The organism is Paenibacillus sp. 37, from assembly GCF_008386395.1.
GTDB lineage: Bacteria > Bacillota > Bacilli > Paenibacillales > Paenibacillaceae > Paenibacillus > Paenibacillus amylolyticus_B.
The window spans coordinates 4,453,992-4,468,518 of sequence record NZ_CP043761.1 but is presented as its reverse complement, the minus strand read 5'-3'; the positions used below and the strand labels follow the sequence as shown (position 1 = coordinate 4,468,518).

The window sequence follows — 14,527 nt, the reverse complement described above, 5'->3', positions numbered from 1 at the left end:
AAGGACATCTTTTGGACACGTAAGGTGCACGCTGATTCGTGTCTAACATTATTTCAATAACAGGAGGCGGTCGGGTTGAAACCGAAATCCCAGATTGTCAATCTGCCTGTGTACCAGCCGGGCAAACCGATTGAAGAAGTGAAACGTGAACTGGGGCTTGAACAAGTCATCAAGCTGGCCTCCAACGAAAACCCGTACGGCAGTTCTCCTGCCGCTCTGGAAGCCATTACGAGAGAAATGACTAATATAAGCATATACCCAGACGGTAGCTCAGTTGAGCTGACGGGAGTTCTTGCGAAGCATCTTGGCGTTGAACGGAACAACTTAATATTTGGTTGTGGTTCCGATGAGATTATTGCTTTGATCACGAGAGCTTTCTTCTTGCCGGGTGACGAGACCATCATGGCAAATCAGACATTTTCTGTATATAAAAGCAATGCAGATATTGAGGGTGCCGTGTCCATCGAAGTACCTCTGAAAGATGGCACGCATGATCTGAGCGCGATGCTCGCGCAAATTAACGACAAAACCAAAGCAGTATGGGTGTGTAATCCAAATAATCCAACAGGTACGATTATCTCCGAGCAGGAACTTACAGCCTTTATGGACCGTGTGCCTGCTCATGTGATGGTCATACTGGACGAAGCTTATTATGAATTCGTAACCGATGAAGCATACCCGCAAAGTATACCATTGATCGAACGGTATCCGAACTTGGTCATCCTGCGGACATTCTCCAAAATTTACGGTTTGGCTTCGCTTCGGATCGGATATGGTATTGCACGTCCCGAAATTATTGATTTGATTAACCGTGTACGTGAACCGTTTAACACCTCACGTTTTGGACAGGTTGCTGCAACCGCTGCACTACTGGATCAGGATTTTGTTCAAGAGTGCTCGAAGCGGAATGCAACGGATCGGGATTACCTGCAAAATGAATTTACACGGCTCGGATTGTCGTATTTCCCTTCACAGGGTAATTTCATTATGGTTGATCTGAATATGCCTTCGGCAATTGCGTTCCAATCTTTGCTCAAACAAGGCATTATCGTTCGCTCAGGATTCCACGTATATCCAACTTACATTCGTGTGTCCGTCGGAACATCAGAACAGAACCGTGCATTTGTCACGGCACTGGAGAACACGCTGGCTGAGAAGGCGGTAACACGCCCTTAATACTGGCGATGAAAGAGTGAGGACCCATGAAACTAAAAATTGCAATGATTGGTGTAGGACTCATCGGCGGTTCACTGGCGCTCTGCTTCAAAGGCAAGCCAGGTGTAACCGTGATGGGCTACGCCCACTTGGATGAACTGAAGGACAAGTACATAGCGAGCGGTGTAGTGGATGATGCTACGCTCTCTCTGGAAGAAGCGGTAGAGGATGCCGACTTTATTTTTTTGTGCGTTCCCGTAGGTTTGCTTGAATCCTATTTCGAAAAGCTCTCCAAGCTGCCATTGAAAAAAGGATGTATCATCACGGACGTAGGAAGCACTAAAGCTTCCATTGCCGCTTGTGCCGAGCATGTGAGGTTGACTGACGCTTACTTCATTGGTGGTCACCCTATGGCGGGGTCGGAGCGCGCAGGCGTAGATGCGGCCTCAGCCGTGTTATTTGAGAATGCATACTATGTCTTGACTCCTTCAGAACATGTACCTGAGGAAGCCTATAGCAGGTTGTCTGAGCTGCTTGCGTATACGCGGGCACAGATCGTGCGTGTGGAGCCTCTGCTGCACGATGACATCGTGGGGGCGATTAGTCATCTGCCACATGTTATTGCTGTTGCGCTGGTGAATCAGGTGCGTGAATATAATGAGTCGAATCCACTGTATAAAATGCTGGCTGCAGGTGGTTTCCGGGATATCACCCGGATTGCGTCCAGTGATGCGATTGTGTGGAGAGATATCTTGCTTAGCAACCGTGATGTACTGCTGGGCTTGCTTAAGGACTGGAATAGCCAGATGACGGCCTTTACGGATATGCTGGAGCATAAGAACGGTGAAGGTATAGAGGAGGCATTCCGTCAGGCCCGCGAGTTCCGCAGTATATTACCAGAACGACGCAAAGGCATGATATCGCCGTTATTTGATCTGTATACTGATGTTCAGGATGCACCGGGTATGATCGGTAAGATCGCAACTGAGCTTGGAGCAAATGATATCAACTTGAGCAACTTGGAGATTATCGAAAACCGGGTGGATGTGCCGGGCATTATGCGTCTGTCTTTCCGTCAGGAAGAAGATATGGAACGAGCCAAGACGTTATTGGATTCCTTAGGCTATCAAGTGTGGATATAAGACGAGAAAGAGGGCGAAAGCCCTCTTTTTTGTAAGGTTATATAGGAGTTCTTATTTGATTTTCAGTCACAGAAAAAAAGGATGTATTATCCTGAATTACCGAAAGATATAATTAATTCAAACAATTTTACTGAAAGTGTTGACAAAATGAAAACGTATACATATAATAAGGGTACAGTATGGTTTCTCTCCACTCCTATCCAATAACTGTATTGCTCCACGTGAGCAATGGCCGCTTATGTAAGCGGTCTTTTTTTTGTCTTAAAAAGTTATGGGAAAGGTATTGATATGTTAAAAGTTACATTTAAACTTACATCCTCTATTTACATCTCCCTCCTTAATCTGTTAGGATACCTTAGATCAAATAAATATCACATTTTTGTAACCTTTTCGGTATGTTGTCCGTCTATATAAGCAAGGCTTACCAAAAAGGCTCAAAATGAAGTCATGAACGTGAAAATGACCGCATATGAATGACAGGTCGGGTTTTGTGAATACCAATGGATTTGCCAGGATGATGCAGACCGTTGTACAATAAATACTGTTAATGTAGAAACGTTGGGGAAATTGCCATTACATAGGGGAATTTGGCGGGAAGGCCAGTTATGGCGCTGAACGCTTTTTATATGCGGTGAGAACCGCAACTTTTTTGTGCCTGTTCGGTAATACATGGATAGAGTCGAACGGGGAGAAGCACATGGATGGGCGAGGAGGGGTCGCACTCAAATGACGGATTCCCAGTTGATTCGAGAGATCAAGGAAGGTAACCTGGAGTTATATTCCGAGCTGATGAGTCGTTATCAGCGTAAAATACTGGCTTTCGTATATCATATGTTGAAAAGTTCCAATATGGAGCTGCTTGCGGAAGATCTCTGTTCTGAGACTTTCTATAAGGCGTTCCGCAGTCTGCACTCTTTCCGTGAGGTGGATGCCTCATTCTCAACCTGGTTATATACCATTGCGAGAAATACGGTACTGAGTGAGCTTCGCAAACAGCGCAGCGGAAATGTCCCACTTGAAGAGAGCGGGATTGTTCCCGTTGCTCCTTCGGAGAATACACCGGAGTATGCTGTACTACGCAGCGAGCGGGTGATGCTGGTTAGGGATGCGATTAACAATTTACCGGAGAAGCAGCGTTCTGCGATTATACTCCGTGAGTATGATCAACTAGACTACCAAGAGATTGCGAATATTCTTGGGCAGAGCGTCAGTTCTGTGAAATCGCTATTATTCAGAGCAAGATCAAGCGTAAAAACTCAATTGGAACCTTATTTCTTCGAACCGGTGTACGAGCCATATGAAGGGATGAAGAACCGATGAATTGCAATGAAGCCCAGGAACTGTTTGCACTGGTCTGGGACTTGCCGGAAACTCATCCTCAGCGGATTGCATTTCATGCTCATCTCGCTGGTTGTGAAGAGTGCTCCGAGCAGTTTGAGGTCTGGGAAGAAGCTCAGATCTTGCTGCACAGCATTCCGGTTCCAGTGACAGAACAACAAGCAGAGAGAGTGAACCGTAACGTGATGGACCGGATCTACGCGGAGTCTCCATGGTTACTGCCGGAAGAGGTAAAGGTTAATCGTTTCTCTGCTGTGATCCGCAAGCATATGTCTTTGTGGATTGCCGCGTTCCTGGCTATTTTTTTATGCAGCTTTCTGTATATGGCAATGTTTAAGCCAGACGTATCAGAAGCTGAGCAAACCAAAGTTGTTACTACGGGTATTCTGGAGACAGGGGTTGCCGGAAGCGGACCATCGTCCTCTGGAATGTATCATTACAACATGACTGGAGCGGACAGAGGAAGTATCATAGAACCTTTTGTTGTGAGCATGGGACCCGCTTATCCGCAGTATTGGATGGCACTCTCTTTACTTGCAATAGGAATGGCGTTATTTTCTCTTGGACGTATGCATCGAACAACGAATAAACGCAAACAAGGTGCGAGTGCATAGGTAATAACCTTTCATTCGCCGTGTGGAGAAATGAGGGATGTAAGTGCGAATCGGGCTTATTCGTCACGGTCTTACAGACTGGAATGCGGCGGGCCGTATACAGGGTCAGACGGATATTCCTCTGAATGGAGAAGGTCGTGAACAGGCAGAGCGCCTGGGAAGACGTCTGCTGAAGGAAGAATACCAATGGGACTATATCATCACAAGTGGATTATCGCGGGCACAGGAAACAGGGGAGATTATCTCCAAGCTGTTGAATGTACCTTTGCTTGAGCCGGACGCACGGTTGAAAGAAAGGGCTTTTGGTCAGATTGAAGGTCTGACTTCAGAAGAACGGGTTGCCCGTTGGGGCCAAGCCTGGGAGACATTGGACTTGGGACAGGAGCAGATAGCGGATATCCAGATTCGTGCACTGGCGTTTCTGGAAGATCTATGGTCTGCCTATCCGGACCAAAACGTACTCATTGTCACTCACGGAGCTTTCTTAGCCAACCTGTTAACAGCCTTGTTTAAAGATCGGTATACAGAACGGATTGGAAACCTGTCACTGACGATCCTGGAAAAGGAACGTGATGACTGGAGTCCGCTGTTGTATAATTGCACACGACATCTGTCTTTGGACACAGCGAAACAACCTAAGTAATCCAACTTGGGTTGTTTTTTTGCGTTTTATGGGGAAATAAAGACTTTATATGATTTCAAACCTCTCATTTTTCTTCTGATTGACCAACTCGGGGCATAGTATGGTTTAAAACATAAAAGATTTCCAAAAAGAGGTTTAGATTATGGGAATTCCGTCAACGATGTTTACAAAACCAAACTATTTCAGGCTCCGAATTAACAGTCGAAGTAGTTAACGGGCGAGGCGATGGACCCATGAATCTAGCGGATATGCTTACTTTTGCCGATATTGGCCAGCTTAATCGAATAGCAGACTATTACCAATGTGAATGCAAGCCCAATTCCAAACATGAACTCATCCAGAGTATTCTCACTACATTGGGCAGCAGACCCTTTTTTGAGCAGCAGGTACGTCAACTGAATCAAGCAGATCAGCGCTTTTTGAACAACTTGTTGTTTGATCCTCGCCAGTATTATGGTATGGAAGAACTCATTGCCATAGCCCGTCAATCGATGGACAAAAAGGAGAGTGAGGCTGGCGCGAGTCCACGTGATCTCATCGTTCGCTTTAATAAGAGTGGATGGTTGTTCAATGGGACAACGCAGCAGACCAGGTATTTGTATCAGGTACCCCAGGATCTGAAATTAAGATTCAGGGATGTGTTATCCACACATCTGCGAGCAGGGATTACCAAAACAACGGAACCACCCATGTATCGGGATGAATATCATCTCTTAGCGGATGATCTCAAGTTGTTCCTGCAGTATGTCCAGCAGCACGAAATTGCCCTTAACGCCGAAGGCATGATGTACCGTCGCTCTCAACAGCAGATTATGGAGCATCTTCACATTAGTGAGGAATTGGTGGGCAAAGGTGGATGGAGATTCGGATATGGCCGTTCCTTCAAGGATTACCCGGACCGTTTCGCACTTCTCTACGACTATGCATTTCACCATCGGCTGGTTCGTGAGGAGCAAGGCACGCTGAAGTTATCACCAGCTGGAGAAGACAAGCTGGCAGCTGAGAAAACAGCCGAAATGATACAGCTATTTAGGTTTTGGTTAAGATTGTATAAAGGTGCTATTCCCAATCTGTCCTCTATTGTGTATTGGACAGGCGAATGTGCCCAGGAATGGTCAACCGCCGAGTCGCTGTTTCGTCAGATCGGTCCGTTCATTCAGCCGTTTTACTATGATACGGCCGAGGCCATTTATGATAACAGAATTGTTAAAATGATGTTGCATCTTGGCATGGTCCGTATTGGGGAACATGAGGAAGGCCGGACGATACAAATGACAGCCTGGGGCACACGTCTTGCTGCATCCTGTCGCTCCATCTCAGGAGACATTACGCCTATTATGTTTGACAAGTGAAGGACAAGTTGCTAAAATCACTCCCAAATTAAGGAGTGATAATAATGATAATTCCATACAAAGGTCTACAACCTCAGTTACACCCTTCAGTATATATGGCTGAAGGTGCAAAACTGATCGGTGATTTGAGAATGGGAGAAGGGTCTTCCGTCTGGTTCAATGCAGTCCTGCGGGCTGATTTGGCTCCTATTATCATTGGAAAGCGCTGTAATATTCAAGATAACGTTGTCGGGCATGTCAATACTGATCAACCTTTGATTGTGGGAGATGATGTCTCAGTAGGACATACAGCGATCATTCATGGTTGTTCTATTGGAACAGGATCATTAATCGGCATGGGCGCCATTCTGCTGAATGGAGCCGATATTGGCGAATATACGCTGATTGGAGCCGGTTCTGTTGTTACTGAGAATAGTAAAATTCCGCCCTATACTCTTGCTTTGGGGACACCTGCCAAAGTGATACGTGAGCTGACTGATGCCGATCTGGAGCGGATGTCCAGAACTTCACTGGGTTATGTTACCAAAGGAAAAGAATATAGGAGCTCTTAAATCCGTTTTGGAGGTGCATCCTATTGGATAAAATGAAAGTTACGTATGAAGTCATGTTGGGGCTGGCAGCTGAGATGGTTTGGGACGAAGCGCTTCGCAAACAGCGCAGCGAGAAGCTCTATTTGGAAATCGATAAAGCGTTAGCTACCGGAGACGAAGTAGCTTTCCGGAGTCTGACGGATGAACTGAGGGCCATAAACTGATAGGCAAAATATATCCTTTCTGAGATAAAAGGGAATGCGCAGAGGCGTATTTCCTTTTTTGATATGTGTAACTCTGAAATGAATGTCTGGATTTATAAGATATGGTCATATATAATATGGGAATAAAATGGATAGAGAGGGGATATAGGGAATTGAAATTCAGTGAGATGACTCAAGACAGCTGGGCTGAACTGCAACTCTATCTGGATACATGCCTTATTCCATACACAGCTATTAGCGGTGAGCAGTCGCCAGTTGAAGCTACCGAGGCATTGGAGCGGCTGAGAGATTTTCTGGATCTGGTCGAAATTCCTTTCAAAGGGAGAATCATGACTTATCCAGCCTTTCATTATGCTAATTCGGAATTGTCAATGACATTAAATTCCTTGTCCGCACAGCTTAAATCTTCAGGATTCAAATATGTGGTTATTATGACATCAGATGGTCATTTAGATGGCATGGACATTCCAGCTGCTGATCTGGTTTTGAGTCGGTCCGTCTTAACTCATGAGGTTGGAGAAGAAGGGATTGCGAGATTTGTAGGGGAAAAGATACGAGAGTTGTGGAAAAAATAGTTTTTAGCGACAAATGTGACAATTTACCAACAATTTTTTAATAACGCTTACAATTGAACCTTAAAAATGTGTGACAAATTCTTGACGGTGTTCTAGGGCTACTATATGATTATGTATGTTCTAGTAAGTCGTGGAATTTATGAAAATGAAAACGTTTGAGAGAGTTGGCTGAAAAAGGGGGTTGGAGACAGTATGAGCAGTGAGCATGACCACGAAGCTTCATTGAAATTGCCAAGCCGCATGGAGATGTCACGCAGGCAGTTCTTGACGTACACGCTTGGTGGAGCTACAGCCTACATGGCCGCCGGTGCAATCCTTCCTATGGTCCGTTTTGCGGTGGACCCGATTTTGCAACATAAGGGAGAAGGCACCTCTGTCAAAGTAGCTGAAATCAGCAAAATTACGAATGAGCCTCAAGAATTCACCTTTGAACTTAAACAACAGGATGGTTGGTATCTGAGTAATGCATCGTTAGTGGCGTGGATTCGCAAAGACGAGCAGGGTAAAATTTATGCACTCTCACCTATCTGTAAACATCTGGGATGTACAGTAGGCTGGAATAGTGACAAGCAGTACCCTGACGAGTATCATTGCCCCTGCCATGGCGCGCACTATGACAAGGAAGGGAAGAATCTTGCCGTAGCCCCCAAACCGCTGGATGAGTACGTAGTCAAGGAAGAGCAGGGTTGGGTATATCTGGGCGACATTGTTCCGAACACCCGAGTGAATTAGGAGGCGTGAACGCAGATGTTTAAAAATGTCTATGACTGGATTGACGAGCGTCTCGACATCACGCCAATCTGGCGGGACGTTGCGGATCATGAAGTTCCAGAGCATGTAAATCCGGCTCATCACTTTTCCGCATTCGTGTACTGCTTTGGTGGATTGACGTTCTTTATTACTGTTATTCAGATTTTGTCAGGCATGTTCCTGACCATGTATTACGTACCTGATATTATCAATGCCTACGCAAGTGTGGAGTATCTGCAGACCAAAGTAGCCTTCGGCCAAATTGTTCGCGGCATGCACCACTGGGGAGCCAGTCTGGTTATCGTAATGATGTTCTTACATACGATGCGTGTGTTCTTTACAGGCTCTTACAAGGCACCGCGTGAAATGAACTGGGTTGTCGGCATGCTGATCTTTTTCGTCATGTTGGGCCTGGGGCTGACAGGGTACTTGTTGCCATGGGATAACAAAGCCTATTTTGCAACAAAAGTAACACTGGAGATTGCCAATACGGTTCCTTGGCTGGGACCGATTATTAAAGAATTCCTGCAAGGCGGTACGATTGTTGGTGCACAGACACTAACCCGATTCTTTGCCCTGCACGTATTCTTCCTCCCCGCTGTGCTTCTGGTGCTTCTGGTCGGACACTTTATCATGATCCGCAGACAGGGCATTTCGGGACCACTATAAACTGAGAAGGGAGGAATCGCAATGGCTCACGGACATAAGAAGGATGATGAGGAAAAGGTTATCTTTGTCGGTGATTCACGGGTCCGTAAAGGGGCGGGATTTATTACCCCGCCTGATTACACGGCGTATCCCGGCAAATCAGAAGCCTTTATTCCCAACTTCCTGCTGAAAGAATGGATGGTTGGTGTCGTTGTATTGGTGGGGATTCTGGTACTAACGATCTCAGAACCTGCACCTTTGGGGTATCCGGCCAATCCAAGCGCATCCGTTATACCCATGCCGGACTGGTACTTCCTTTTTCTGTATCAGTACTTGAAGTATCCATACGCATCGGGCGATTACGTTCTGCTCGGGGTACTGGGAGTCAGCGGAGTCGCTTTTGGAGCTTTGCTGCTGGCACCATTCCTGGACACAGGTAAGGAGAGGCGTTTCTATAAACGCCCCATTGCTTCATCACTGATGATTTTGTCGGTCATTTCTGTATTCTATCTGACGAATGTAGCGTGGACACATTACGAGCATGAGTTGGAAGCAAGTGGACAGAAGCCTGAGCATATTCAACGTGAAGAAGAAGCACTGGAGAGGCGTGAACAGGGGCTCCCACCAGTTTCCAACGCACCCGGACAGCAAGAGGAAGTTGCGATCGTGGAGCAGGATGATCCTGCAATGGAAACGTACAAGAAGGCCGGTTGTATTGGCTGCCATGCGGCTGATATGAAGGGCGCAAGTGGACCTTCACTTCGGGGTGTGGGTGACAAGCACAGTCAGGAAGAGATTCTGACTATTATCAAAGAAGGTTATAACGAGATGCCTGCGATGTACGATCAAGCGATTGCTCAAGGTGTAACGGATGAAGAGATTACTCATCTGACCGAATGGCTTGCGAAACAGAAAGCAGAACAGTAAAATCGAAATAACCAATGAAACCTGATCGTTTATGCGGTCAGGTTTTTTTGAAGTGTTTTTTTGGACAGCACTGTATCGTGCGCAATATATGATCAAGGAAGGGGCAGGGAATGTGGCTTTATCGTATTTCTGGAGTAGGGAATTTCTGACCAATCGTTATTTCCTGTGGCTATTATTTTGGTGTAATGCGGTAGGAACGGTATACGGATACATCTGGTACGGGGAGCAAATGAAATTGACGCTGGCGGAGCAGCCGGTGTGGCAGATCGTATTTGTGCCAGATAGTCCAACAGCGAGTTTGTTTTTTACTTTAGCATTGTTATGGGTCTTGTACCCACCACGGTCCATCATTATCAAACGGATCGGACATGTGATTCAGGCGCTTGCCGTGGTCACATCTGTGAAATATGGCGTGTGGGCCGTATCCATTATTTTCGCTGGCTGGATGCAAGGTGGTACACAGCACTGGCAAGACTGGATGTTGATTGCTTCGCATAGTGCGATGGCCATTGAAGCTCTTATTTATGTACGCTTTTTCGGCTTCCGCTGGGCTTCCCTTGTCGTTGCAGGTCTCTGGACACTATTGAATGATACGATGGATTATACATATGATATTTACCCTTGGTTACCCGCATCCCTCTATGATCATGTAGATGGTGTGCGTAATTTCACATTCGGACTGACACTGGTAAGCATTCTGTGCGCGTGGCTGGCTTTAAGACAAGCGAAACGAACCTAATATCCGATCTTGAGCTTGTTCTAATGAACTGTCCCCCGCCATACATTGGTGGTGGGAGGGATGTCCATGAAGAGAACGTTTGGGATCAAAACTGGCTTACTGGTGGTATCGTTCATGGCTCTGTTGCTTTGGACGAACTTAGCATATCGTGTATCCGCGCAAAGTGAAGCATTGAATTTGAATTCAGATCAGCAAGTGTCCACAAGCAATTCAATTGCACAACTGAATGAGGAAGCAGCCATATTGTATCGACAGGCGCTCGAGAATAATATTGAAGAAGTGCGAGGCAGCATTCTGCGTATCAGTAAAAGTCTGGAGCATATTTCCTTTGAGGGACAAACGACAGTTGAGGGCATTCACGCCTTGTCCGAAACCATTGTTGAAGTGAAACAAGCCGTTGTGAAGGTGAAAAATGACGATGCTTCTCTTCAGCAGTCCTCTGCCAAACTCAGACTTGCAGCAGATAGTCTCGCGAATCCAACCAAGCCTTTATGGCTTCAGTATTATAAAATTGTGAAAAACGATCTGGACGCTTTATCCGCTGCTACAAATCAAGGGCAAACTGCGGCCGTACTGGCAAACCGTTACACCGTTCTGGAGGAGCATTATGAGACGATTCGTCCTGCCGCACTGATTCGCCGTGAACCGTATGAGATTGCTCAGATGGACGCCTGGTTATCTCATACCAAAGGCCTTACCGCTGCCAAGCAACCTGATCTGGCTCAGTTAAAGAGCATGGTGGGCCATGGGGAGGAACTGGTAAACCAGTTATTTGGTCGCGAGAAGGACGAGAGTGCCTTTGTACCTTTTGTACAAGGCCCTGATCGCAGGGCAGCCGGACTGCTCATTAGTTCGGTCATTGTGGCGACGTTAAGTTACGCCGGATATCGAAAATATCGTGCGCAGCAGCAGGGGATTTTTCCTTTTCGGCGCTAATCGGATATGAACTTGATCCTGGTCTATAAGTGGTATATAAAAAAAGACCTCTTTCCACATGAACAGCCACGCTAACGGCTCTTCATGTAAAAAGAGGTTTTCTTGTAGTTTCTGTGTTATATCAGCTTTCTTTGAAACCTTCTCCATGTACATCGTGAACATCGCTGATGATGACAAAAGCTCTGGGGTCAATGGCACGTACAATGGTCTGCAGACGCCTGAACTCTTGCCTGGAGATCACACAGTAGGCCATGTGTTTGGCCTGTTTAGAGTACGCGCCAATGGCTGGAATGAGGGTAACGCCACGATCCATATCCCGTGTGATCTGCTCAGCAATCTCGGGCGCATGGTCACTAATGATCATAAATGCCCGGGCAGAATATGCACCTTCCTGAATAAAGTCGATGACTTTAGAGGCGATAAATACAGCTACGAGCGTGTACAGAATTTTTTCTTTGGGGATGTAGATGAGAGAGAGCCCGATAATGACGAAGTCGATGCCCAGTAATACTCGGCCCATACTCCATCCATACTTGCGGTTGAGAATACGAGCGATGATGTCTGAACCGCCCGTCGTTCCACCCCAACGGAATACAATGCCAAGACCGGCTCCAAGGGTGACACCTGCATATAGTGCAGCTAACAGTAAGTCATTCTCGGTATGTAATGGTTCAATCCAGCCCAGATGAATCAACTTCTCAAACAACCATAGAAAAACGGTTAGTGCCCCGATTCCGATACCCGTATAGATCATCTGTCTGCCGCCCAAAATTTTGAGCCCGATCAGAAAGAGGGGAACATTCAGAATCAAGGTTGTAAGTGAAGGTGAGATGCCAAAAGCGTAATTGATCAGCACCGTAACCCCAGTAAGGCCGCCTTCCATAAGCTGATTGGGGATAATAAAATAGAGGAGCCCAAAGGCATATAAGGTTGTACCCAGCACGATGGGAAGAACCAGTTTAACTTGAATCCAGGTTTTGGCAGTGCTCATAAGATCCCTCGCTGTAGATAAATTAGAATGAAGAAGCAATCATTCCCATCTAGTATACCTGTTTATTGATTCTTTAAAAATGATTTGTAGATGATGATGGTGGAAGTGAATCTAAATAACTGATATTATTAGGAACAAATACGACATCATTTCAAAAGGAGAATCCGTTCTCATGGAGAAAAGCATCGCAGAAATGCAGCGTGAGGTTGATCAGTATATCTCCCAGTTCAAGGAGGGGTATTTCAGTCCTCTGGCCATGTTGGCCCGGATGTCTGAAGAGGTTGGGGAGCTCGCCAGAGAAGTGAATCATGAATTCGGCGAGAAGCCGAAGAAATCTTCCGAAGCAGCCAATTCCATTGAACTTGAGCTTGGAGATATTTTATTTATCACGATTTGTTTTGCGAACTCACTGGGAATTGATCTGGCTGAGGCGCACGATAAAGTCATGCATAAATTTAACACCCGCGATGCCAATCGGTGGACTCCCAAAAACACCGATTAGGCGTAGATTACATATGCTGTACCATCACCCGATCGGGGAGGGTCAGCTTAATGATGAAACCGGAAGAATATATGCAGCAGGCTTATCGCTGTATATTACAAAATGATTTTGAGCAGGCGATTCGTTGGTTCGAGTCAGCCATTCACGCTTATCCAAAACATGCGGAGTTATATTATCGCTGTTCCATTACACACGCCCGCAGCAAACATCTGGTTCCGGCGCTTGAATATGCACGCAAGTCGGTTGAATTGTCGCCAGGAACAGAAGAGTATATTTTGCATCTGCAGACGTTGGAAGCAAAACAATTGACCTCCAGAGCGAAGTTGCTGTTGGAGCAGGCGGGTACTGCAACACAGGAGCGCTATGTGGAAGCGTCTACGCTTCTGCAAGAAGCGGTCCAACTTGATCCGCTCTCAGTGGAAGCTCATGTTATGCTTGCGCTGGCTTACAGTGATTTGAATGAATTTGAATATGCAATTCAGGCGCTGCGTGAGGCGATTTTGATGGATCCGCAGAATGGGCAACTGCATCAGATGTTACAGGAAATCAAGCAACGTATGAAATCCATTCAATAAGAATTCATTTTGCAAAGATTTCTTTTGAGTAGAAATGGATTCAACGATATGATCCAACATAGCGAGGAGATGCAGTCAATATGAGTGAAGTAATCAGAGTTGCCGTGATCGGAGCGGCTGGCCGTATGGGCCGTGAAGTTGTGAAATTGGTACTTCAGGACCCGGAATTGGAGCTTGCAGCGGCTGTCAACCGCTCCGGAGCAGGCACGGATGCAGGAACCCTTGTTGGTTTGCCAGAGTGTGGGGTGCTGGTGACTGATGATATCGAAATGGCTTTTGCCGAAACAAAACCGCAGGTTATGGTTGATTTTACAGTACCACAATTTGCGTTTGCACATACTGAGATCGCGATCCGTCATGGAGTCAGACCTGTCATGGGTGTTACCGGCTTCACGCCGGAGCAGATCGAACAGTTGGACAAGCAGTGCCAGGACAAAGGAATTGGAGGGCTTATTGCCCCTAACTTCTCGATTGGTGCCATTTTGATGATGCGATTCGCAGCACAGGCTGCCAAACATATGCCAAATGTGGAGATTATCGAATATCACGGGGATCAGAAGCTGGATGCTCCTTCCGGAACTGCGATCAAAACAGCGGAACTGATTGCTGCCAATCGGGAAGAACTTCGTCAAGGTAATCCAAATGAGGAAGAAACGATTGAAGGATCACGGGGCGGGTATTACAATGGCTTCCGAATTCACAGTGTACGATTGCCTGGCGTATTCGCGCAGCAGGAAGTTGTTTTCGGAGACTATGGACAGTCACTCAAAATTCGGCATGACTCCTACGAGCGCGCAGGTTATATGCCTGGTGTTAAGATTGGTGTGCAAAAGGTTATGGAGTATACAGGAATGATCTACGGATTTGACCACTTTATCGACTAAAG

18 protein-coding genes are annotated in these 14,527 nt (G+C 46.3%); 17 read left to right on the top strand and 1 reads right to left on the bottom strand.

Annotation, left to right across the window (positions count from 1 at the left end; genetic code table 11):
* Positions 1–75: 75 nt before the first annotated feature.
* The 14 genes from hisC to F0220_RS19020 all read left to right on the top strand — a co-directional run bounded on the left by hisC (position 76) and on the right by F0220_RS19020 (position 11,573).
* Positions 76–1,176, top strand: coding sequence for a histidinol-phosphate transaminase (hisC, locus tag F0220_RS19085; RefSeq protein ID WP_105599401.1), 1,101 nt, complete (start codon positions 76–78; stop codon positions 1,174–1,176).
* 26 nt (positions 1,177–1,202) lie between these two features.
* Positions 1,203–2,297 carry a prephenate dehydrogenase gene (locus F0220_RS19080; RefSeq protein WP_074095636.1) on the top strand — a complete coding sequence of 365 codons (1,095 nt, stop codon included), beginning with the start codon at positions 1,203–1,205 and terminating at the stop codon, positions 2,295–2,297.
* 726 nt (positions 2,298–3,023) lie between these two features.
* The gene (locus F0220_RS19075; protein ID WP_036607662.1) at positions 3,024–3,617 is read left to right on the top strand and encodes an RNA polymerase sigma factor; all 594 of its coding nucleotides are present in this window, start codon (positions 3,024–3,026) and stop codon (positions 3,615–3,617) included.
* A complete protein-coding gene (locus tag F0220_RS19070; RefSeq protein WP_105599400.1) occupies positions 3,614–4,249 on the top strand; it encodes an anti-sigma factor family protein in 636 nt (211 codons plus the stop codon). Before F0220_RS19075 ends, F0220_RS19070 begins: the two co-directional genes overlap by 4 nt.
* Before the next feature lie 43 nt (positions 4,250–4,292).
* The gene (locus F0220_RS19065; RefSeq protein WP_105599398.1) at positions 4,293–4,892 is read left to right on the top strand and encodes a histidine phosphatase family protein; all 600 of its coding nucleotides are present in this window, start codon (positions 4,293–4,295) and stop codon (positions 4,890–4,892) included.
* 233 nt (positions 4,893–5,125) lie between these two features.
* Positions 5,126–6,244: a hypothetical protein gene (locus tag F0220_RS19060; protein ID WP_091018018.1), complete on the top strand. Its 1,119-nt coding sequence runs from the start codon at positions 5,126–5,128 to the stop codon at positions 6,242–6,244.
* Between the two features lie 44 nt (positions 6,245–6,288).
* Complete coding sequence (locus tag F0220_RS19055) at positions 6,289–6,795, top strand: gamma carbonic anhydrase family protein (RefSeq protein ID WP_105599396.1); 507 nt, start codon at positions 6,289–6,291, stop codon at positions 6,793–6,795.
* A 23-nt stretch (positions 6,796–6,818) separates the two neighbouring features.
* A complete protein-coding gene (locus tag F0220_RS19050) occupies positions 6,819–6,998 on the top strand; it encodes an IDEAL domain-containing protein (RefSeq protein ID WP_105599395.1) in 180 nt (59 codons plus the stop codon).
* Between the two features lie 152 nt (positions 6,999–7,150).
* Complete coding sequence (locus F0220_RS19045; protein ID WP_105599393.1) at positions 7,151–7,573, top strand: DUF2487 family protein; 423 nt, start codon at positions 7,151–7,153, stop codon at positions 7,571–7,573.
* A gap of 192 nt (positions 7,574–7,765) precedes the next feature.
* A complete protein-coding gene (locus F0220_RS19040; protein ID WP_036607648.1) occupies positions 7,766–8,305 on the top strand; it encodes a QcrA and Rieske domain-containing protein in 540 nt (179 codons plus the stop codon).
* Between the two features lie 15 nt (positions 8,306–8,320).
* A complete protein-coding gene (gene qcrB, locus F0220_RS19035; protein ID WP_017687726.1) occupies positions 8,321–8,992 on the top strand; it encodes a menaquinol-cytochrome c reductase cytochrome b subunit in 672 nt (223 codons plus the stop codon).
* 21 nt (positions 8,993–9,013) lie between these two features.
* Entirely contained in the window at positions 9,014–9,898 is an 885-nt protein-coding gene (locus F0220_RS19030) for a menaquinol-cytochrome c reductase cytochrome b/c subunit (RefSeq protein WP_091018012.1), read from the top strand.
* Between the two features lie 112 nt (positions 9,899–10,010).
* Positions 10,011–10,637 (top strand): DUF1405 domain-containing protein, encoded by a 627-nt coding sequence (locus tag F0220_RS19025; RefSeq protein ID WP_091018277.1) that lies wholly within the window; start codon positions 10,011–10,013, stop codon positions 10,635–10,637.
* Between the two features lie 66 nt (positions 10,638–10,703).
* On the top strand, positions 10,704–11,573 hold the full coding sequence (locus tag F0220_RS19020) for a sporulation protein YpjB (RefSeq protein ID WP_179198573.1): 870 nt from the start codon (positions 10,704–10,706) through the stop codon (positions 11,571–11,573).
* Positions 11,574–11,694: 121 nt separating this feature from the next.
* On the opposite strand, the gene F0220_RS19015 is transcribed toward F0220_RS19020, so the two are convergent.
* A complete protein-coding gene (locus F0220_RS19015; RefSeq protein WP_105599392.1) occupies positions 11,695–12,564 on the bottom strand; it encodes a YitT family protein in 870 nt (289 codons plus the stop codon).
* Between the two features lie 172 nt (positions 12,565–12,736).
* Between F0220_RS19015 and F0220_RS19010 the strand changes: the two genes are divergently transcribed.
* From F0220_RS19010 to dapB, 3 genes are all read left to right on the top strand, one after another.
* Complete coding sequence (locus F0220_RS19010) at positions 12,737–13,066, top strand: nucleotide pyrophosphohydrolase (RefSeq protein ID WP_017687732.1); 330 nt, start codon at positions 12,737–12,739, stop codon at positions 13,064–13,066.
* Between the two features lie 50 nt (positions 13,067–13,116).
* On the top strand, positions 13,117–13,641 hold the full coding sequence (locus tag F0220_RS19005; RefSeq protein ID WP_105599390.1) for a tetratricopeptide repeat protein: 525 nt from the start codon (positions 13,117–13,119) through the stop codon (positions 13,639–13,641).
* 80 nt (positions 13,642–13,721) lie between these two features.
* The gene (dapB, locus tag F0220_RS19000; RefSeq protein ID WP_036607633.1) at positions 13,722–14,525 is read left to right on the top strand and encodes a 4-hydroxy-tetrahydrodipicolinate reductase; all 804 of its coding nucleotides are present in this window, start codon (positions 13,722–13,724) and stop codon (positions 14,523–14,525) included.
* Positions 14,526–14,527 lie beyond the last annotated feature (2 nt).